At 71.3% G+C, this 20,865-nt stretch carries 18 protein-coding genes; 7 read left to right on the plus strand and 11 right to left on the minus strand.

From position 1 onward, the window contains the following. Positions 1-61 precede the first annotated feature (61 nt). Positions 62-1,690 carry a LuxR family transcriptional regulator gene (locus tag ACZ53K_RS40385; RefSeq protein WP_468847458.1) on the plus strand — a complete coding sequence of 543 codons (1,629 nt, stop codon included), beginning with the start codon at positions 62-64 and terminating at the stop codon, positions 1,688-1,690. A gap of 15 nt (positions 1,691-1,705) precedes the next feature. On the opposite strand, the gene ACZ53K_RS40390 is transcribed toward ACZ53K_RS40385, so the two are convergent. Both ACZ53K_RS40390 and ACZ53K_RS40395 read right to left on the minus strand, forming a co-directional pair. Continuing rightward, entirely contained in the window at positions 1,706-2,350 is a 645-nt protein-coding gene (locus ACZ53K_RS40390; protein WP_468847488.1) for a DedA family protein, read from the minus strand. A 405-nt stretch (positions 2,351-2,755) separates the two neighbouring features. Next, positions 2,756-3,220, minus strand: a complete 465-nt coding sequence (locus ACZ53K_RS40395; protein ID WP_468847460.1) for a DUF4442 domain-containing protein — start codon at positions 3,218-3,220, stop codon at positions 2,756-2,758. A gap of 159 nt (positions 3,221-3,379) precedes the next feature. Here ACZ53K_RS40395 and ACZ53K_RS40400 point away from each other — a divergent pair, with 159 nt between their 5' ends. Next, positions 3,380-4,741, plus strand: a complete 1,362-nt coding sequence (locus tag ACZ53K_RS40400; protein WP_468847491.1) for an MFS transporter — start codon at positions 3,380-3,382, stop codon at positions 4,739-4,741. Positions 4,742-4,784: 43 nt separating this feature from the next. Here ACZ53K_RS40400 and ACZ53K_RS40405 read toward each other — a convergent pair whose 3' ends face one another. The 4 genes from ACZ53K_RS40405 to ACZ53K_RS40420 form a co-directional block, all read right to left on the minus strand. Beyond that, positions 4,785-5,576 carry a spermidine synthase gene (locus tag ACZ53K_RS40405; RefSeq protein WP_468847494.1) on the minus strand — a complete coding sequence of 264 codons (792 nt, stop codon included), beginning with the start codon at positions 5,574-5,576 and terminating at the stop codon, positions 4,785-4,787. A 315-nt stretch (positions 5,577-5,891) separates the two neighbouring features. Further along, positions 5,892-6,734 (minus strand): patatin-like phospholipase family protein, encoded by an 843-nt coding sequence (locus ACZ53K_RS40410; RefSeq protein WP_468847462.1) that lies wholly within the window; start codon positions 6,732-6,734, stop codon positions 5,892-5,894. Between the two features lie 274 nt (positions 6,735-7,008). Then, positions 7,009-8,196 (minus strand): elongation factor Tu, encoded by a 1,188-nt coding sequence (gene tuf / locus ACZ53K_RS40415; RefSeq protein ID WP_468847463.1) that lies wholly within the window; start codon positions 8,194-8,196, stop codon positions 7,009-7,011. 115 nt (positions 8,197-8,311) lie between these two features. Then, on the minus strand, positions 8,312-8,539 hold the full coding sequence (locus ACZ53K_RS40420) for a hypothetical protein (protein ID WP_468847465.1): 228 nt from the start codon (positions 8,537-8,539) through the stop codon (positions 8,312-8,314). Between the two features lie 211 nt (positions 8,540-8,750). Between ACZ53K_RS40420 and ACZ53K_RS40425 the strand changes: the two genes are divergently transcribed. From ACZ53K_RS40425 to glxA, 4 genes are all read left to right on the plus strand, one after another. Then, positions 8,751-9,452 carry a TVP38/TMEM64 family protein gene (locus ACZ53K_RS40425; RefSeq protein WP_468847466.1) on the plus strand — a complete coding sequence of 234 codons (702 nt, stop codon included), beginning with the start codon at positions 8,751-8,753 and terminating at the stop codon, positions 9,450-9,452. Between the two features lie 194 nt (positions 9,453-9,646). Further along, on the plus strand, positions 9,647-10,534 hold the full coding sequence (locus ACZ53K_RS40430; protein ID WP_468847468.1) for an undecaprenyl-diphosphate phosphatase: 888 nt from the start codon (positions 9,647-9,649) through the stop codon (positions 10,532-10,534). A gap of 694 nt (positions 10,535-11,228) precedes the next feature. Continuing rightward, positions 11,229-13,109: a glycosyltransferase family 2 protein gene (locus ACZ53K_RS40435; RefSeq protein WP_468847470.1), complete on the plus strand. Its 1,881-nt coding sequence runs from the start codon at positions 11,229-11,231 to the stop codon at positions 13,107-13,109. 27 nt (positions 13,110-13,136) lie between these two features. Continuing rightward, a complete protein-coding gene (gene glxA, locus ACZ53K_RS40440) occupies positions 13,137-15,062 on the plus strand; it encodes a radical copper oxidase GlxA (protein WP_468847472.1) in 1,926 nt (641 codons plus the stop codon). Positions 15,063-15,074: 12 nt separating this feature from the next. Here the strand turns inward: glxA and ACZ53K_RS40445 are convergent, their stop codons facing one another. Then, positions 15,075-16,097, minus strand: coding sequence for a glycoside hydrolase family 6 protein (locus ACZ53K_RS40445; RefSeq protein WP_468847474.1), 1,023 nt, complete (start codon positions 16,095-16,097; stop codon positions 15,075-15,077). Between the two features lie 245 nt (positions 16,098-16,342). Between ACZ53K_RS40445 and ACZ53K_RS40450 the strand changes: the two genes are divergently transcribed. Further along, positions 16,343-16,564 carry a hypothetical protein gene (locus ACZ53K_RS40450; RefSeq protein WP_468847476.1) on the plus strand — a complete coding sequence of 74 codons (222 nt, stop codon included), beginning with the start codon at positions 16,343-16,345 and terminating at the stop codon, positions 16,562-16,564. 469 nt (positions 16,565-17,033) lie between these two features. On the opposite strand, the gene ACZ53K_RS40455 is transcribed toward ACZ53K_RS40450, so the two are convergent. The 4 genes from ACZ53K_RS40455 to ACZ53K_RS40470 are packed head-to-tail and all read right to left on the minus strand — an operon-like array spanning position 17,034 to position 20,747. Continuing rightward, positions 17,034-17,675 carry a class I SAM-dependent methyltransferase gene (locus ACZ53K_RS40455; protein ID WP_468847479.1) on the minus strand — a complete coding sequence of 214 codons (642 nt, stop codon included), beginning with the start codon at positions 17,673-17,675 and terminating at the stop codon, positions 17,034-17,036. A gap of 55 nt (positions 17,676-17,730) precedes the next feature. Beyond that, positions 17,731-18,201, minus strand: coding sequence for a DUF5825 family protein (locus tag ACZ53K_RS40460; RefSeq protein WP_468847481.1), 471 nt, complete (start codon positions 18,199-18,201; stop codon positions 17,731-17,733). Beyond that, positions 18,198-20,270, minus strand: a complete 2,073-nt coding sequence (locus tag ACZ53K_RS40465; RefSeq protein ID WP_468847484.1) for a RiPP maturation radical SAM C-methyltransferase — start codon at positions 20,268-20,270, stop codon at positions 18,198-18,200. Before ACZ53K_RS40465 ends, ACZ53K_RS40460 begins: the two co-directional genes overlap by 4 nt. A gap of 12 nt (positions 20,271-20,282) precedes the next feature. Continuing rightward, a complete protein-coding gene (locus ACZ53K_RS40470) occupies positions 20,283-20,747 on the minus strand; it encodes a hypothetical protein (protein ID WP_468847486.1) in 465 nt (154 codons plus the stop codon). Positions 20,748-20,865 lie beyond the last annotated feature (118 nt).

Here is a 20,865-nt window from a genome sequence, read left to right on the forward strand (position 1 = left end):
GCATCGTGTTTTCCGACCGGCGACAGCGCGGCACGAGGTGGCGCTACGGACGGGGTGAGCGATGACCGCAGGGGCCTGGATTCCGCCGCCGCCCGGGGCCGCGGGGCGCGCCGCGGAGCGCGGCGCACTGCGCGCGCTGCTCACCCGGACACCGCTGGTGACCGTGACCGGCCCGCCGGATGTGGGCAAGAGCACACTCGCTCACACCGTCCTGGAAGCGGTCGCGCGGGACGGCGGCCTCCCCGGCAGCGGCTTCGTGCGGGTCGGCTGCCGGGAGGATGTGGACGAAACGGGCGTGGCCGCGGCTCTCGTCCGCGCGGCGGGCCTGCCGTATGACACACAGCCGGAGGCGCTGGCCGCCCACTGCGCCCGGCGGGGCCTGATCGTCCTGCTGGACGACTGCGATCCGGTGGCCGGCGCGTGCGCGTGGCTGGTGCGGCAGCTGCTGCGTGCGGAGGTGGGAGCAGGTACGGAGACGGCCGGTCCGCGGATCGTGGCCACCGCGCGGCAACCGCTGGGGATCGGCGCGGAACGGGTCGTCGTGATGCGGCCGGCTCCCGTGGTGGCGTCCGGCGGGCAGCCGCTCCTGGCATCGGCTCCCGCACCCGGCCCCTGCTCCCCCGCGGACCGCCTGGTGTGGGCGCGGCTGTCCGTTCTTCCCGGGGACTTCGACGGCTGGCTGGCGGGGTGCGTGGCGGGCCGCAGTGATATCACCGGTCGCAGTGACGTTTCCGCGTACGAGGTCGAGGCCGCTCTCGAACGCCTGCACAGGGCCTCGGTACTCGCCCGGATACGGGAAACCCCGCATCCCGGCCCCGACCCCATGTTCACCGAGGTCTCCCCACCCACTCCGCCCCCACCCCCGTCCTCGCCCCGCTACCGCCTGACCTCCGCGGCCCGCGCCGCCGGTCTCACGCGGGTGCGCGCCGCGGGCGAGGAGGCATCGGCGCTGCGCGCCTTCCGGATGGCCTGCGCGGCGCTCGCCGCCGAGGCGCAGATCACCTGGCAGGGCCCCGACCACCGGGTGGCGGTCCGCCTGGTGGAGGCCGAGGGACACAACCTGCGCGCGGCGCTGACTCTGCCTCCCCAGGACGCGGACGACGCCCTGACCGCGCTGGAGATCGCCGTCTCACTGTGGTTCCGGTGGGCCGTCTGCGGCCGACGGCGCGAGGGCCGCGCCCACCTCGCGCGGCTGCTGCGGCGCTCCCGGGACGACACCGCCGTACGGGCCCGCGCCCTGTGGCTGGCAGGCTGGCTCGCCGCGCAGGACCACGCCGACCGCACCGCCGAGGCGCTGCTGAACCGTGCCGGGCAGGCGGCCGCCCGGCACGCCGACGCGGACACGCTGGCCCGTATCGCGCACGCCCGCGGCGTCCTGGCGCTCCGCCGTACGGACACCCGTACCGCCGTCGCCTGCCTGCGGAAGGCGGCCGAGCACCCGTATCAGGACACCTGGTACGGGCCCGGGCCCACGCCCAGCCAGGTTCTGCTGGCCACCACTGTGACCACGCCGGAGCCGACGAGCACCCCCGTCCCCGCCCCGGCAGACCCCGCGGTCGCCGTCCCGGCACCGGCCCCCGCGACGGGTGCCACCACAACGGGCCGCGGCACCGTCGCCGCCCCCGCCGTACACAGCAGAACCCGCAGCGACCCCCTCCCGGGGACCCGCTGCGGGTTCCTTTTCAGCTGACGGGACGTCTGTACGTCACTCCGCCATCGCGTCGGCGGGCTGGGCCGCGGCCACCTCGCGCTTGGCCGCCGCCTTCGCCGCGCGCCGCTTCATCACGACGAACGAACCGACGCCGAACAGCACCGCGGCCACCAGCCCCACCCAGGAGAACCGCTTGAGCCAGGACTCGGCGACCACACCGACGTAGTAGATCAGCGCGGTCGTGCCACCGGCCCAGACGACGCCACCGAGCACATTGGCGATGAGGAACTTCCAGTACGGCATCTTCAGCACGCCCGAGAGCGGCCCGGCGAAGATGCGCAGCAGGGCGATGAAGCGGCCGAAGAAGACCGCCCACATGCCCCACTTGTCGAACTTCTCCTCGGCCATCGCGACCTGGTCGGGCCCGAAGTGCTTCGGGAACTTCCGCCCGGCCCAGTTGACCAGCGGCTGTCCGCCCTTGCGGCCAATCACATAGCCGATGGAATCCCCGATGATCGCGCCGGCCGACGCACAGGCACCCAGCACCAGCGGATCGATGTGGTCCGTCGTCGCGGCGAGGAGCGCCGAGCTCACCAGGACGATCTCACCGGGCAGCGGAATGCCGAGGCTCTCCACGCCGATGACCAACCCCACCAGGAGGTACACGCTCACGGCCGGTACCGTCTCCAGCCACTCCATCTGCAACGCCGCATCCTCCACTAGGTGTCGGGCCCCCGTGGGCCGCCGCCCGGCGTCCGCGACGCCGTCGATGATCGCGTTTCCCCCCGTGTTACGCGCGCCGCCGCGCGCCCGGGAAGCCTACTCGATCTCGTCGGGCCGCCCCGCTGACCGGCGGTACGGCCCCGGCCCGCCGCGGTGTACGCGACGGGCCGGGGAACGCATGGGCCGGCGGGCCGGTGACCGGGCCGTGTTCTCCGTACGAGTGCTCTGTACGAGCGCACGAGTGCATCCGCGCTCCGTACGGACTCTCCGTACGAGACGCGCGCCGGCAGCGTGGAGTTGCCTCGGACCCGGAGGAATTTGCGCGCGGACCGAACGCCCCGCATGGAGTCGAACGCCCGCGGCGGACCGGCCTGGCCGTGGCTAGGCGGCCGGGTTGTTCGGGCGCAGCGTCCACACGATGGTCATCTCGCCGGTGACGGCGCCGTCCTCCCGGGTGATGGCGACGTTCACCGGGAACTCCGGCCGCTCCCCCGCGTCCAGCTCGGCGACGATCCCGGCGGCCGGGCGGCCCAGCTCGGCGGTGGCGGTGACCGGGCCCATGGCAAGCTTCTTGTAGCCGATCTCGGCCCGTACGGCGAGCGGCACGGCCCGCGAGAGCTGGTCACCGAAGGCCGCGAGCACGATCGCGCCGCTGGCCGACTCGGCGAGCGTGAACATCGCGCCGGCGTGCGGACCGCCGACGTGGTTGTGGTAATCCGCCTGGTCGGGCAGCCGGACCACGGCCCGTTCGGGGGTGGCCTCGATGAATTCGAGGTGGAGCGTACGGGCCATCGGCACGGTGGCCGCCATCATTTCGCCGATCGACGGCTTGGTCTCGGAGGACATGCCTGGCATGTTACCTACGAGTAGCTTGCTGGGGGAAGCCCTGCCCGGCTTTCCGGCCCACGGGCCCGGGCGCCTATCGTGGTGGCCCATGTGGCCAGGTCAGCAGCCGCCCGGAGGCGAGCAGAACCCGTATCCCGCGCGGCACGCGGTCCCGTGGCGATCCCCGGTACGACCGTGCTGACCGACCGCGCGGACAACCGCGACGGCAGCCGCCGCCCCCTGCGCCGCCCCGCCTGGGCCGGACGCAACTACACCCTGCTGACCACCGCCGCCGTCGTCGCCAACCTCGGCAGCGCCGGTTCCCTGATCGCGGCGGCGTTCGCGGTACTCGGCACCGGCGGCTCGGCCACCGACGTCGGCCTGGTCGCCACGGCCCGTACGGTGCCGCTCGTCGTCTTCCTCCTGATCGGCGGCGCGCTCGCCGACCGGCTGCCGCGCCACCGCGTCATGGTCGCCGCGAACGCGCTCAGCTGCGTCTCGCAGGGCCTCTTCGCCGTCCTCGTGCTGACCGGAGAGGCACGGCTCTGGCAGATGGCGGTGCTGGCCGCCCTCGGCGGCACCGGCCAGGCGTTCTTCGCCCCCGCCTCCGAGGGGATGGTGCTCTCCAGCGTCTCCGGCGAGCACTCCGGCCGGGCCTTCGCCTTCTTCCGAATGAGCATGAACGGCGCGAACATCGGCGGTGCCGCGCTCGGCGGCGCCCTGGTCGCCGCCGTCGGGCCCGGCTGGGTGCTGGCCGTCGACGCCGCCGCCTTCGCCGTCGCGGGCGCACTGCGCACCTTCCTCGACGTCGGCCACATACCGGAGCGTGCCCCCACGGCCGGGCTCTTCACCGACCTGCGGGACGGCTGGCGCGAGGTGGTCTCCCGGCCCTGGCTGTGGGCCGTCGTCGGACAGTTCGCGGTCGTCAACGCCGTCGTGGTGGCGGCCGAGGCGGTGTACGGGCCGATGGTCGCCGAGGAGCACCTGGGCGGCCCCCGGCCGTGGGGCCTGGCGCTGGCCGCCTTCGGCGCGGGCACGGTCGGCGGCGCGCTGCTCATGATGCGGATCAAGCCGCGCCGGATCCTGCTCACCGGCATCCTGTGCGTCTTCCCGCTCGCCCTCCCCTCGGCCGCACTCGCCGTACCGGTGCCGGTCACCGTGCTGGTCCTGGTCATGCTCGGCACCGGCATCGCCGTCGAGGTGTTCGGCGTCATGTGGATGATGGCGCTGCACCAGGAGATACCGGAGGAGAAGTTCTCCCGGGTCTCGTCGTACGACTGGTTCGGCTCGCTCGCGATCACTCCGGTGGCCACCGCGCTCGCCGGGCCCGTACAGAACCTCATCGGGCGGACCGCGGCGCTGTGGGGCTGCTCCGCGCTGATCGCGCTGCTGACGGCGGCGGTGCTGTGCGTACCGGACGTCCGCCGGCTGACGCGCCGCTCCGCCGACGCCGTGGAGCCCGCCGTGACACCGGTCACGGAGCCTTCCGGAACACCGCTCACAGAGCCACAGCAGCCCGGACCTGCCGTCCAGAGCCCCTGACAGCCGCCGGCCGCCCCGGGCTCAGTCGATGCCGGGGCCGCCCTCAGCCGATGCTGAAGGCGCCGTCCGGCGGCCGGGGCGACGGTACGGCCTGGGCGTCGTGCACCGGCGTCGCGTCACCGATCAGCCGCCGGAGCCCGTCGCCGTGCTCGACCCGCGCGGGGAACACATCGGCGGCGGCACGCCGGGTCAGCTGTGCGAGAGGCAGTTCGACGCGGGAGGCGGCCAGCACGATGTTGCCGAAGCGCCGGCCGCGCAGCACCGCGGGTTCGGCGATCACACAGAGGTGGCCGAAGACGGTGGCGTAGTTCGCCAGCTGGGCCCGCAGGAACCCGAAGGGCGCGCTGTCGGCGAGGTTGGCCGCGTAGATCCCGTTCGGGCGCAGCACCCGGGCGGCGGCACGCACATACTCGACGGAGGTCAGGTGCGCGGGCACCCGCGAGCCGCCGAAGACATCCGCCACGATCACGTCCGCGCTGTGCTCCGGCGCCGCTTCCAGTGCCGTACGGGCATCCTCGGCACGCACCTCGATGCCGCAGTCCGGCGGCAGCGGCAGCTCTTCGGCGACCAGGGCCAGCAGCCCCCGGTCCGCCTCGACGACGTCCTGGCGGGAGCCGGGGCGGGTCGCGGCGAGATAGCGCGGCAGGGTGAGCGCCCCGCCGCCGAGGTGCAGCACGTCGAGCGGCTCGGCGGGAGCGCCGGCCGCGTCCAGGACGGCCGCGAGCCGGCGCGCGTACTCGAATTCCAGGTCGGTCGGCGCGTCCAGATCGACGTACGACTGCGGGGCGCCGTCCACGGTCAGCAGCCAGGCGCGCGGACGGTCGACGTCCGGCATCAGCTTGGCGGTTCCCCAGTCGACGACGCGGGTGACGGGGACGGGGTCGGCCTCCGGTACCGCCGGGGCCGCGGGCCGCACCGGTGCTGCCGCCGGGTCCGGGGTGCGAGGGGCGATCACGCCGGGCCCCGGCTCGACCGTCCCGCGCTCGTCCGGCCCACCCGGTATCTGCTCGGCTGCTTCGTCCACCGTCCCATTGTGCCGGTACGAAGGCGCCCGGCGCCCCGCCCCGGACCGGCCGCATACCGCCTCGCACCCACCCCCACACCATCCTTCTCCCTGATCACTCCTCCCCCTCATCCCCCCTCTCCCCCATCACTCCTCCCACACCGCCACGACCTCCTTCAGGTGCGCCGCCGCCTGGTGGCGTCCGGCGCGGGCCGCGTCGGCGCGTTTGGCCGGGTCCAGGACGTTACGGCCGAAGGCGGCGCGGGCCGTGCGGTCCGGAACCAGGACACACACCCGGGCGCCGCGCCGCGCCAGTGCCGCACCCTGCGACCGTGCGGTGGCGATGGGCCCGCCGCCGGACGCCACCGGCGCCAGGACGACGACCCGGCCGTACCCGGCGGCGAGGTCCGCGTTGGCGCTGGAGTGCACACCGCCGTCGATCCACCACTTCCCGCCGATGCGCACCGGCGGCCACACGCCGGGCACCGCGCAGCTCGCACTCACCGCGTCGGCCAGGTCCGCCCCGCTCGTGTCGTCGAAGGCGGTCCGCTGCCCGGTCGCCGCGTCCACTGCGGTGATCATCAGGCGCCGCGCCGGCCAGTCGTGGCTGACCAGGCGCCGCGCGACGGCGTCCCGGCGGCTGGGCCCCGAGGCCGCGCGGGCGCCCAGCGCGAGGCGCCCCATTCGGACGCCGAAGTCCACGGCGTCGCGCGAGCGCAGCGCCAGGTACGCGAACCGGGCCAGCTCCCGCGTCCCCATCCGCGCCGCGGTCTCCCCCGTGACCGGGGCGAGCTGACGCGCGAAGAGTTCCTCCGGCGTCAGCCGCCCGGACGTGAGCTGGGCGCCCACGATCGAACCGGCCGAGGTCCCGATGACCACATCGGCCATCGCTAGGTCGACTCCGGCCTCGACGAGTCCGGCGAGCATCCCGATCTCCCACCCGATGCCCGTGTAGCCTCCGCCGCCCAGTACCAGCGCGGTGCCCGTCATGCGGTCCCCTCTCCGGTTCGCCGTCCGAGGCGCCCCCGTACGACGGGTCTCCTACGCGACCCCGTACGGAGGCTTCGTACGCAGACCTCGTACGGGGGCTCCGTACGGCAGTGTGGCAGCCCGCACCGTGCCGTATCCGGTATCCGGTATCCGGCCGTGCCGTACCCGGTATCCCACCGTGCCGTACCCGGCATCCCGAGTACGGCACGGCCCCCGCGGCTCCCCCCCTTCTCCTTCTCCTCTTGCTCTCCCTGCTCCTCCCTCTCCCCGTCCCCTACGCCTGTACCGACACCTCGGCGACCGTACGGACCGTGCCGGCCCCCACCGTCCTGCCACCCTCGCGGATGGCGAAGCCGAGCCCGGCCTCCAGCGGGATGTCGCGCCCCAGCTCGACGGTCATCGTCACCGTCTCGCCGGGCCGGGCGATGCCGCGTTCGCCGAGGTCGATGTCGCCGACCACGTCCGCCGTACGGATGTAGAACTGCGGGCGGTAGCCCGTGGACAGCGGTGTGCGGCGGCCGCCTTCCTCCGTGGACAGCACGTACACCTCGGCGGTGAAACACCGCCGTGGCGTCACACTGCCGGGTGCCGCGACGACATGCCCCCTGCGCACCTCGTCGCGGTGCAGACCGCGCAGGAGCAGCGCGACGTTGTCCCCCGCCTCGGCCGACTCCATCGGCTTGCCGAAGGTCTCCACCCCGGTCACGGTCGTCTCCGTGCCGGCGCCCAGGACCGCCACCCGGTCGCCGACGCGTACCGTGCCGCGCTCGACGGCACCGGTGACGACCGTGCCGCGGCCGGTGATGGTCAGGACGTTCTCGACCGGCAGCAGGAACGGCGCGTCGAGATACCGCTCCGGCGTCGGCACGTAGGTGTCCACCGCGTCGAGCAGCGCCTCGATGGCCTGGCTCCAGCGCGGGTCGCCCTCCAGCGCGCGCAGCCCGGAGACCCGTACGACGGGCACGTGGTCCCCGTCGTAACCGTGCGCCGTCAGCAGCTCGCGGACCTCCAGCTCCACCAGGTCGGTCAGCTCGGGGTCGCCCGCGTCCGCCTTGTTCAGCGCGACGACGATGTACCGGACGCCGACCTGCTTGGCGAGCAGGACGTGCTCGGCGGTCTGCGGCATGATCCCGTCCAGCGCGGAGACGACCAGGATCGCGCCGTCGAGCTGGGCCGCGCCGGTGACCATGTTCTTGATGAAGTCGGCGTGGCCCGGCATGTCGACGTGGGCGTAGTGCCGGGTGCCGGTCTCGTACTCGACGTGCGAGATGTTGATGGTGATGCCGCGGGCGGCCTCCTCGGGGGCCCGGTCGATCCGGTCGAAGGGTACGAAGGTGCCGCCGCCCCGCTCGCTGAGCACCTTGGTGATGGCGGCGGTCAGGGTGGTCTTCCCGTGGTCGACGTGGCCCATGGTGCCGATGTTCAGGTGCGGCTTGGTCCGCACGTATGCCGTCTTGGGCATGGCTGTTCTTCCTCGCAACAACGCGGTGATGACGGCGGCGTGACGCACCGCCGTGGGAACCCCTGAGCCCCACCGACCCTCCCCCTGCGGGGTTCGCCGGTCGATCCGGAGAGGGTCAGCTTCGCGCGCCGCCGGCAGCAGGGGCTGCGGTGCCTGCCACGGAAGCGGCGGGGACGGCGGCGGTGCCTGCTGCGGCGGTGCCGGCGGCGACGGCGGTGCCGGGGTACGGCACGGCGTCGGCCTCGGCCTTGAGCGCGGCGATCAGGGCCGCGAGCGAGTCGACGGCAGCCTTCGGCGCGTCCGCGACTGCGGACGTGAGCGCGAGGTACGGCTGCCGGAACATGCGCCAAGGATCTCGCGCGGTACGCGCCACGTCGAACGATTTACCAGCGCCACCCGGCCGCCACTTCTCCTTGACCCCACCCGCCCCTCCCCCACCTCACCCTCACCCACCTTGTCTCTCTCCACCACCATCCCTCTCTCCCTCCCCCCGCTTAACCCCCCAGCGACCGCGAATACACCTGCTCGCCACGCTTGTCGGTTACGCTCCCGGGATGCTCGAACCCGCCGCAACGCCCGACGGCCTCGCCGCGCGCTGCACGCGTGTGCTCTTCTCCCCCTGGGCCCGCCTCGCCGTACTCCTCGTCCTGCTCGCCGGCGCCGCGGCCGCGATGATCATCTGGCAGCCGCAGCGGCTGCTGGCGCACGGCTGGCCGCCCGAGTGGGCCGGCGGCGGCGCGGTGGTGATCTTCGGACTCGCGTACGGGGTGTGCACCACCGCCTTCGTCCCCCGCCCGGTCCTGAACCTCGCAGCCGGGGCCATTTTCGGCAGTCTGTCCGGCTTCCTGTCCGCCCTGGCCGGTACGGTCCTCGGCGCGGGCCTGGCCTTCGCGCTCGGCCGGCTGCTCGGGCAGGACGCCCTGCGGCCCTTTCTGCGAGCCCGCTGGCTGACCGCCGCCGACCGGCAGCTCAGCGAACACGGGTTCCGCTCCATGATGGCGATCCGGCTCTTCCCCGGCCTGCCGTTCTGCGCCACCAACTACTGCGCCGCGGTCTCCCGTATGGGCTGGGGCGCGTTCCTGCTGGCCACCACCCTCGGCAGCGTGCCGAACACCGCCGCGTACGTGATCGCCGGCGCCCGCGCCTCGACGCCCACCTCGCCCGCCTTCCTGATCTCCACGGGGTTCATCGCGGTCTCCGGTCTGGCCGCGGTGCTGGTGGCGTGGCGCAAGCGTGCGTCACTTCGGGGGCGTTGACCGCCGGGCGCCCGGAAAGAGCCCTTTGCCCACTCGGACACTTTCGGGCGCTACGCTGCCCCTCGACCGGTCACTGATCCCCCGACCGCCCGCACGCACTCCCGTCCCTTCCGCCCTCGTGTCGCCTGACCCGCGTCTTCGCCCGCTTCTTCGCTGGACAAGCGCTTGATCACCCTCTGGATGGCGTAGCTCCGATGCACTGGTTTGAATCCTTCATCCTCGGCCTGGTCCAAGGGTTGACCGAGTTCCTGCCCATTTCCTCCAGCGCGCATCTGCGCCTGACCGCGGCGTTCGCGGGCTGGCAGGATCCCGGCGCCGCCTTCACCGCGATCACGCAGATCGGCACCGAGGCCGCCGTACTGATCTACTTCCGCAAGGACATCGCGCGGATCGTCTCGACCTGGGCACGCTCCCTCGTCAACCGCGACCTGCGACACGACCACGACGCCCAGATGGGGTGGCTGGTCATCGTCGGGTCCATCCCGATCGGCGTCCTGGGCATCACCCTCAAGGACGCCATCGAGGGCCCCTTCCGCGACCTGCGCCTGATCGCGACCACCCTCATCGTGATGGGCATCGTCCTGGGCTTCGCGGACCGCCTGGCCGCCCGTGACGAGTCCGGCGGCCGCCACCGCGCCGTCAAACAGCGCAAGACCCTCACCGACCTGAACGTCAAGGACGGCCTGATCTACGGCGTCTGCCAGGCCATGGCCCTGATCCCCGGCGTCTCCCGCTCCGGCGCCACCATCAGCGGCGGCCTCCTGATGGGCTACACCCGCGAGTCGGCGGCCCGCTATTCCTTCCTCCTCGCCATCCCCGCCGTCCTGGCCTCCGGCGTCTACGAACTCAAGGACGCCTTCGGCAGCGACGCCACCGCGAGCCACGTCTCCTGGGGCCCGACCATCTTCGCCACGGTCATCGCCTTCGTCGTTGGGTACGCCGTCATCGCGTGGTTCATGAAGTTCATCACCACCAAGAGCTTCATGCCCTTCGTCGTCTACCGCATCCTGCTGGGCATCGCCCTGTTCGCCCTGGTGGGGGCTGGGGTGCTGAGTCCGCACGCGGGGGAATCGGCGGGGTGAGGGAGCGGTTCCGAGGGCCTGGGCCTACCGGTTTCTGCTCCAGGCGTCGGACTGACCGCCTCCTCCCTGTGTCGGCCGTACCGCGGGGCCAAGAAAGGCCGGAATCGCCCGCCACGGGGCCCAAGGTCGGCGCAGGGCCACACAGCCCCGGTGAGGCGCCGGTGGCGGCCGGCTCGGGATTCGGATGCGGCTCACTGACCGGGTCGGCGACGCGTTCGCACAGGTGCGGGTAGGGAGGTTCGTACCCAGTGCTCTTTCCCGCAGGTGTCGGGGACGGCGCGGATGACGGCCGTCGTGGACCGGCGGGCTGCAACCGTCCAGGGGCGTCCCGCAACAGCAACTTCGCCAGGAGCGCCTGATCCGGCAGCCGTGACGATGCGCGAAAAGACACCGACGGGGAAGCGCTGCCCTCGCCCGCCTGCGCGCCGCCAGGCACCGCATCAGGGTGGCCACGGGGGTGCCCTGCGGGCAGAGCGGAGACGGTCAGCGGCGCGTCCCGGCGTGCCAGGGCGTTCCTCGTCGCCCGAGAACAGCCCCCTGCCGGAGTAAGCCGTATGCGGCACTCCGGCGCTCCGCCCTGAAGGGGCCGTACCGGTTTTCGAGAGGCCCCCCACACAAACTCTTGTTAGCTTTTTTCCTTATTGCCCTATCTATCTGCCGTGAGGCGGCAGACCGAGCATGTGGGGACCGTCCCATGCCCACGACACGACACAGCTCCCGGCGCCGCGCACGGCGCCGCCGCCCAGCCCTTCCGACCCCGGCCACGGCCTCACCGGGGCCGGACGAATCCGCGGAAGGACCGTACGACTACCCGCGCTTCAGCCGATTGGCCGGTCCGCTGACCGCCCCGGAGCCCGGTGCGGATGAAGCCGCCTACCGGGTGCGCTACCGCAGTCTGCTGGGTTCGGGGCGGCATCGGATCGGTACCGCGCTGCTGCTGGCCGGCGCGCCGCTGGTCTCTTTGGGGCTACTCGTGTGGTTGATGCAGCCTCAGCACTGGGTGCACCGTCCGGGCGTGAGTGCCTGGGAGCGCGGCGCCGACCTGGTCATGCTCATATCCTTGGGGCTGCTGGAGACCTTCCGGCTGGTCAACGTGGCGTCCAACGCCCATGCCACGTTGATGGCCCGTGACCCGGTCCCGGTAACGCCCCGTCCCGGCAGCCGAGTGGCCCTGCTGACCAGTTTCGTACCCGGAAAAGAGCCTCTGGCCATGGTGCGGGCCACGCTGCGGGGAGCGCGGGCGGTACGCCACGAGGGGCGGGTCGACGTGTGGCTGCTGGACGAGGGGAACTCGCGCAAGGCGCGGCAGCTGTGCCGCGAGCTGGGGGTGCGGCACTTCTCCCGGAAGAACGTCAAGAACTGGAACCAGCCGTCGGGGCCGTTTCGAGCCCGCACCAAGCACGGCAATTACAACGCCTGGCTGGACCAGCACGGTCATGCCTACGAGTTCATGGCGGGTGTCGACACCGATCATGTGCCGCTACCCGAGTTCCTGGAACGCATGCTCGGTTACTTCCGTGATCCGGACGTCGCTTTCGTCGTCGGGCCCCAGGTCTACGGCAACTGTGACAGCGCGCTCGCCCGTGCCTGCGAGAGCCAGCAGTTCCTTTTCCACGCCCTGATCCAGCGGGCGGGCAACGCCTACCGGGCCCCGATGTTCGTCGGCACCAACAATTGCGTACGTATCAGCGCGCTCAAGCAGGTCGGGGGCCTGTACGACTCGATAACCGAGGACATGGCCACCGGAATGGAGATACACCGGCACCGCAACCCGGCCACGGGGGGTCGCTGGCGTTCGGTGTACACCCCGGACGTTCTGGCGGTCGGTGAGGGGCCCGCGGCCTGGAGCGACTTCTTCAACCAGCAGCTGCGCTGGAGCCGAGGTACCTACGAGACCCTGGGCCGCCAGTTCCCGCGCGCCGTCTTCAGCCTTCCGCCGGGGCGGACCCTCAATTACGCCCTCATGATCGCCTACTATCCGCTGACGGCCGTCAACTGGATGCTGGGGGGCCTGTCCTGCCTGCTGTTCCTGGGGCTGGGCGCCTCGGGCATCCACATCGAATCGCAGGTGTGGCTGATGCTCTACAGCGACGCGGCCGCCTTGCAGATCGGCCTGTACCTGTGGAACCGGCGGCACAACGTCAGTCCGCACGAGCCCCAGGGCTCCTCCGGCGCGGCCGGCATGGCGCTCTCGGCACTGTCCGCCCCCCTGTACGCGCGATCACTGGTCGCGGCCGCGCTGCGCCGTAAGGCCGGGTTCGTGGTCACCGCCAAGGGGGAGACCGCGAGCCCCGACACCTGGCGCACCTTCACCACCCATCTGGCGTGGGCCGCCCTGTTCGCCGGCTGTCTGCTGGCCGCTCCGCTACTCGGCCACACGCAGGTCGCCATGTGTGTCTGGGCCCTGATGGCTCTGGTCATCGCCTTGGTCCCGCCGACGCTGTGGTGCTGGAGCCGGCTCGCCCGGCCCGCCCGCGCCGCCCGGCTCACGGCCACGCAAGGCCCGGGTCATCCCGTCACCGCCAACCCGAGCCACCCCGTCACCGCCGGCGCGGGCCTGCCCTCCGCGTCGTAGGTCCGTGCAGCCGAGAAAGGGACCTCCGTGCCGTACCGCCCCAGCGCCCGTACCCGCAAATCGGCCATCGGGGCGGCTGCCCTGCTGACCCTGGCGGGTCTGAACGCCCCGGCCGTCCACGGCATCGTCTCCCGTGCCTACCACCAGTACACGATCAGCCGACCGGAGTACCTGGCCGGCCAAGGGCGCTGGGAGACCGTGGAGGTGCCCGAGCAACGGCGCGTCAACGCCATTCACGCCGCGCTGCTGCGCACCGGCAAAGTGCTGCTGATCGCCGGTTCCGGCAACGATGAGAAGCAGTTCGCCGCCGGCACCTTCCGCAGCGTGCTGTGGAACCCGGTCCGCAACACCTTCACCGAGGTGCCCACACCCAAGGACCTGTTCTGCGGCGGGCACGCCCAGCTGCCCGGCGGGCGGCTACTGGTGGCCGGGGGCACCGCCCGTTACGAGAAGCTCGAAGGCGACGTCCACCGCGCCGGCGGCACCATGATCGTCAGCAATGAGTACCCCGACGCCCCGAAAACGCTGCCCAAAGGCTCCGTCTTCCGCTCACCGGCGGGCAAGACCTACCGCTCCCAGAGCGCCGTCCTGGTGCCCCGTGCGCAAAAAGCCGTCCTCGACGGAGGCCGGCGGGTGCGGGTCACCGCCAGCCGGGCCCGGGTATACGTGGAAGCCGACCGCCCCGGCCCCCAGGGCGCCACGCAGACCGCGGCCCGGTACACCATCGACGGGCTCAGCGGCGCCGACGCCCGCAACCACTACGGCACGGCCAGCAAACTCGCCCTGGACAAGAAAGACTTCCAAGGCATCCGGGAATCCTACGAATTCGATCCGGTCACCGAGCGCTACCTGCCGACCGCCCCCATGTCCGAAGCCCGCTGGTATCCAAGCCTGGCCCCCTTGGCGGACGGCACGGTGCTGGCCGCCTCCGGCCTGGACGACATGGGCCAGATCATCCCCGGCAGGAACGAGATCTACCGCCCCGCCACGCACGCCTGGTCGACCGGACCCACCCGCTACTTCCCCACCTATCCGGCCCTGTTCCTGACGGCCGACGGCAAGCTGTTCTACTCCGGTTCCAGCTCCGGCTACGGCCCCGCCGACCGCGGCCGCCTGCCGGGCCTGTGGAACGTACGCACCAACGCCTTCCAACCCGTGCCCGGTCTGGACGAGGCCGACCTGGCCGAGACCTCCGCCTCGGTGCTGCTGCCGCCCGCGCAGCGGCAGCGGGTCATGATCCTGGGCGGAGGCGGCGTCGGCGAGTCGCCCCGGTCCACCGGGCGTACCGCCATCGCCGACCTGACGCGGCCCGCACCCCGCTACCGCCGCGGCCCGGACCTGGGCCGCGGCACCCGCTACCTGAACGCGGTCCTCACCCCCGACGACCACGTCTTCACCACCGGCGGATCGGGCGACTACCGCGGCAAGGGCACCAGCGACCATCTGGTCGCCCAGTTCTACGACCCGGCACACGACGTCTTCCGCCCTGCCGCCGAGCCCAGTGTGGGCCGCAACTACCACGCCGGAGCCTTGCTGCTGCCCGACGGCCGGATCGCCACCTTCGGCTCCGACCCTCTCTTCGCCGACGAGGCCAACACCCAGGACGGCACCTTCGAACAACGTATCGAGGTCTACTCCCCGCCCTACCTCTTTCGCGCCTCCCGACCCCGTGTGCTGAGCGGACCGTCCCGCCTCGCGCGCGGCGCCGACGCCACCTTCACGCTGGAGGCGGCCGGCGCCGTGCGCGGGGCCCGGCTGATGCGTCCCGGCGCGGTCACTCATACCACCGACATCGAACAGCGCTCCATCGCCCTGGACACCGCCCAGCACGGCCACCGGCTGCGCGTGACGGTGCCCCGGTCCCCCGGGCTGGTGCCGCACGGCTGGTACATGCTCACCGTCACCGACGCCCGCGGTACCCCGTCACCAGCCCGGTGGGTGCGGGTGACGTGAGAGTCGTACGGGCTACCGCCGCTCCGGCCCCTGCACGGCCCGTGCCAGTCCCACGGCGTAGGCCGTCCACCACCGGCCCGCGGGCGGCCCGCCCCGGCAGGTGCCGTCCGACTCGCCCGGAACCTTGATCCACAGATACGCGTCCAGCCGGGGATGCCCGGTGGCGGCGGTGGGCAGACGTCCCAGCGCCCGCCCCGGCGGATTGCACCACTCCTCACCGCCGGCCGGCTTCGCACCGGGCTCCGCGGGAGGCGGACCGTTGCCGTTACGGCTGGTGTCGATCACGAAGTGCGCCCCGCCCAGCATCTCGGAGATCTGTTCGCCGTACGCGAGGGTGGCCTCCGTGGTGTGGAAGCTGGCGACGTTGAGGGAAAACCCGTCGGCCCGCACCCCGCCCGCGGCGGACAGAGCGGCAGCCAGCCGCCCCGTGTCGCGGGCCCACCCGGGATTGCCCGCATCCAGATAGACCCGCGCCCCGGGCCGGCGCTTGAGCGTGCGCACCGCCTCGGCGAGCAAGCGCTGCCGCAGCTCCGTACGCGGGCAGCCGGACAGGGCCTGCGCCACGGCGTCGGGCTCCAGGATCACGATGGCCCGCCGGTCTTCCAAGCCCGCGGCCAGGCGGGCGACCCACTGGCGGTACCCGGCCGCGTCCGAGGCACCGCCGGCGGAGTACTGGCCGCAGTCCCGGCCCGGGATGTGGTAGGCCACCAGCACCGGCACCCGCCCGACGGTCTCCGCCGCGACGGTGACCTGCCGTGCCCTCGGCAACGGGTCACTCTGCGTCAGCCAGACGGCGGTCGGCTGCCCGGCGAGCCGACGCAGTACGGCCCGCTCCTCCTCGTCACCACCCGAGTGCTCCTCCAGCGCCCGGTGCGCGGAGCTGTCCGGATCGATCCACAGGCCACCCTGCCACGGTGCCGGCGGCAGACCGGGCCCGCCGGTCCACCCGACGCACGTCAGCAACACCAGGACGGCCAGCAACCGGACCGCGACCCGGCCCGGCCCCCGGCGCTGCTTCCTGCTCCACCTGGCCATATCCCTGCCTTTCCTCCGTCCGGGTACGCCCTCGCCCTTTCGGCCTCCGGACCTTTCAGACACACCCTCGCGGAGGCCACCGCACACGGCAGTCCCGCCTAGACCGAACGGCCGGGCCCACGAGGACGAGCCAGCCGCGCGAAACCACTGCAGGGACGGGTGCCATCCCTGCACCCGGAGCTCCGGCCGACGCCGTTCCCTGCGCATCCGAAGGCGCGGACCAGTCGCGGAAGCCGTCACCGGGCATGGGCAGATCCCGGTGGTGGCGACGGGCATCGCGCTGCCCCGCAGCCCGCGCCGAAGACCGGCAGGAGACCGTCTGCGGCGTCGGCTTCCCTACCCGTACCGGTAGCTGGAGCACGCGGACCACGAGCTGGCCGCAGGACGGAGATCCGGTGTGCACCGCCCCGGCGGGTGAGGCGCTGCCCGCCCTCGCCCGGCACCTGCTGGAGAAGGTGTCGGCCTGACACCGCGTCACCCACGCGACCTGCTGGATGCCGCCCGGCCGCCCCATGCGCGTATCCGTCACCGGCTGTGCACCACCCCGACCTGCCACTCTCATGCGCCTGCACCGCGTTGCCCCGGTCCATGTCATCGCGCCGTGGGCCACCCCGTGCTGGGCAGGGATGGGATGGTCGTCCAAGAGCGCCGCCGGCGCGTCGCCCTCGGCAAGCATCAGGCTGGGCCAGGACTGGCGAGGGCAGCGTCGTTCAGGGCGATGCCTAGGTGGTCGATTACGAGGGGCCCCGACCCCACCCGCCGGGCTTCTACCGTCCTGCTGGGCATCGCCCTGTTCGCGCTGGTGGGGCCGGGGCACTGAGCCCGCATGCGGGGGAATCGGCGGGCTGAGGGGGCTCTTCCGGGTGCCGCGGACTACGAGGGCACCGTCGGGGGTGTTCACTACGGACTGCTGCACGGGCCGAGCGCCGGCAGTTCTCAGTTCTCCCTTCGCTGGAGCACTACGTACCGGGCCGGCCAGTCCGTAACACCCCTCTGCCGGCCGAAATCGGCGATCCGAAGGTCGAGCACGGTGAACCACGTAGCCACTGCGTCGAGGAACGTCTCCTCAGTGGTCCAGGACGGTCCGCTGGACTGGTCCAGGGCATCCTCGTCGCTGAGCGCGGCGGCCCCGACACGGACCCACAGGCCGCCGGGCCGGCACATCCGGGCCAGCGCCGCGGCGAACATCCGGCGCTCACGATCAGTGGGGCGGGTGTGCAGAACACCACGGTCGAGGACCACCGGGAACGGGTCCAGGGGCACGTGGCCGGTGACGTCAAGGACCTCATACCGCACCGCCGAACCGGCCGGTGTGCGGCGCCGGGCCTCTTTGATCGCCTGGGCCGAGAAATCGCAAGCCGTCACGGTGTAGGAGCGCTTGTCGAGCCACCGAGCGGTGGTGCCGAGCCCGCAGCCGACATCCAACACACGGGCCGGGGGCGGAGCGTACTCGGCAAGGAGTTCGCCGAGCGCCGGTGGCGGCTCCTCATCCCATCCGGCGATCGCGGAATCGTAAGTGCGGTCCCATTCGGCCGCGTTGAGGGAGCGCAGCGGAAAGGCGGCTTCGTCATGAAGCATGGCCCTTGATTCCTCTCTGTACGGCGTTCCGATGCGCGGCCACGGCTGCCTTCCGTCACCCCACAACCGGCCAGCGGGTGATACGGGAGGGCAACCACCACAGCAGGGAGCCGACCTGGTGAACGAGCCCCGACTTCACGAACGCTTCGATTTCTTCTCGCCGGAAATCAGCGACCGGGGCACCGTACAGTAGTGACGCGAGCTTCCCTTTGTTCGCTTTGCGCATGATGACGCGCCGTTGTGTCCCCTGGCGTAAGTCGGTGACTTCGACGAACCCCATGCCGTGCCGGTAGCCACACTTGTTCATGTGGAACGTGGTGCGCCACTGGTCGAGGACGGCGTCGCCGTCGGGGCCGGCCACCGAACGCGGCGGATACAGGTGGCTGAACAGCCGCCATTGTCCGATCTCGGCGCCAAGGTCAAGATCCCAGTCAACGGAGAGACCGTGCCCTGTCAATTCCCGCACATGGGTGAACCCTCGGACCGCCCGCCGGTCGCTCTCGCGATCGCCATGACCGAGGGTCACGGGCTCAGGGAGGGCAACATGCAGGGCGCCCCGTGCCACCAGGTCCGACACGGTTCGTACAGCGGTGTCCTCGTACCGGCCCTCTCCCAGGTATATGCCGTCCCTCTCGCGTGCCTCTTCGTCGCGTTCCCGCCAGCACCGGAGCGCCGTCGCCGCTCCCGCTTCCGGAATTCGGCCCACCGAGCCCTGGAGCAGTGCGGGCACCAGGGCCGGACTTCCGCCGTGGGCCACCCAGCGCATGAGATCCTGGCGGCATGCGGTACGACGTGCACGGCCTGGCCACCGTCTTCGAAGAGCAGCCCCCACGTGCGCCAGAGGGAGAGCAAGGCCGACAGGTCCTCCGCGGCGATGTGGTGATTGCCTGCCCGGAGCTTCTTCAGCAGTACATCCTTTGTGCACGGCTGTTCCAGTAGCCGGAAAGCGGACACCTCCCAGGGTTCCTCGATCCGCAGAGTCCGCCAAGCGAAGCCGGGCCGGGTGTTGGTGAGGACGATGGAGTCAGTCAGGTCGCACTGAGTCAGCCGCCCTTGAGGGAACTCATGACGCCAGGTCTCGATGGCTTTGCCCAACCGCTCTGCGTGCGTGGTGGAGATACCTTGGTGCGCCGCGTCGAAAACATAGGCCATGCCCCGGAGTTCGGATTCCGGAAGGTCGTAGATAACCGCGTAGTGGGCGGCAGGCTGCAGGTTGCCGAAGCCGAGTTCCGGGCGGTTGAAGTAGGGGCTGAAGCGTTCGATGGCTATACGGGTGACTCCGTTCGGCGGAGCAAGGTGATGGATGGCCGGGAATTGGTCGATCACCGCGTCGTAGTCCTCTTCGGTCTCGCCCGGAAAGCCGAAGAGGTAGTTCCACACGACGCCGAGGCTCACTGACTCCGCGTCCCGCAGCATGCGGATGTTCTGGCAGCCGGTCACACCTTTGTCCATCAGCTTCAGAACACGCCCGCTGAGGCTTTCAATGCCGGGCTGCACGTAGTGAATACCGGCGGCGACGAGGGAGGCGAGCTGTTCACGGCGCATGTTGGACTTGATCTCGTAACTGATGCGCAGGTCGCATTCGGCCTCCGCGAGCCTCGGTACCACCGACCGCAGATATGCCATGTCGAGGATGTTGTCGGCCACGGCGACGTTGAGGACCCGGTACCGCTCTGTCATCGCGAGCAGTTCGTCGACGAACCGGTCCGGGCTCTTGCTGCGGAATTCCATGAACGAACCGTTCAGCCCGCAGAAGGTGCAGTGATGTCTCTGACCCCACCAGCAGCCGCGTGAGCTCTCCACCACCAGGTGGGGCTCGGCCATGGCTCCGGCGCGGGAGGCCGCGTGCTGCTCGAAGTAGTCCGTGTAGTCCGGCGCGACCAGTGCCGACGCCGGCAGTGGGGCCGCGCTCATGGCATTGGCATGCGAAGTACCGTCCACGTCGCGCCAGCAGAGTCCGGGGATGCCCGCGGGGCTCGACTTGTCGCGAAGACAGGTGAGGAGCCGCGTGAACGACACCTCACCCTCACCGCGATTCACATAGTCGATGAACGGAAATCCGCGATGGAGGGCGGCGCCCTGTGGGCCGTCGCAATTCCCGCCGCCCAGCACCACATACACTTCTGGTGCGAGCTTCTTGATGAGCCTGGCCGCGGCAAGCACGGCACTGTTCTGCGCGAACGTGGTCGAGAACCCGACGGCATCGGGCCGGTCGGCGAGAATTCGATCAACAAGGGATCCAATATACTCGGGCGCGAGCGCGTGCAGTTGACGCCCCTTGTTGAGCATGTCCCCTGGTACGGCTTCCGCCACAAGGTCCGCGAATTCGGTGTTACGCCAGTGCGGATCGTCGTACAGTGCGGAGGAGAAGACCCACTCGCTGTAGCCGGTGAAGTAGGAGTCCCAGCAGAAGTTGTACTCCGCACGCGTCAGCCCTGCACGCTCGGTGATCCAGTCCAGGTAGTCCAGATTGGCGTTCACGACGTCGACACGACTGTCCGGGAACTCGTCAGCGACGCGCTGCTTGAGAATCCCCAAGGCCAGCGAAGGGAAGTCGATCGAGGCCCAGGGCATATTGACAAGGGTGATGTGCACCGTGTGACTCCTTCAGCGTGACGGACGCATTGCCGGAAGCGGTTCGTCGCACCTGACCCCGACATCCGCGGCGGCAAGTTTGCCGAGCAGGGACCGGCCGTGCGCACTGGTCGCGATCAAGGGCCCACCAGGCGCGGCACTTCGGGTCACATGGCCCTTCCGTAACGCGTACACCTGTTCGCGTACCGGATCGGCCAACAGGGAGGAACCACCGCCCGGACCGTGCAGATCAAACCTTGCCGGAGCGCACCGGATCCACGGATGCGGGCGCAACGCGATCGGCTCCACCGGAAAGTGCGCCGTAGCTTCGGCGGGTCCGGTCGCAGCCGCGGAGATCCGTCGCATGCCGTACTTCAGCCGCTTCAGCATGTCGGAGCGCTCGGGTCCGCCGACGGTGGTATGCCGCCTGCCCACCCTGCCGCCCAAGTAGTTGAGTTCACGGTTGTCGGCGAACGAGTCGGAGCCGTCGAGGGCCACGCCGAAGCAGTGCGGTTCGGCTGGAGATCTTTAACGGTGGGGGTTACGCGAGGTTGAGGTCCAGTCCGGTTCCGGTGAGGTAGCCGTCGATGAGGTCGGGCCGGTACTGCACGCGTTT

This window comes from Streptomyces sp. NPDC033221, assembly GCF_055577005.1.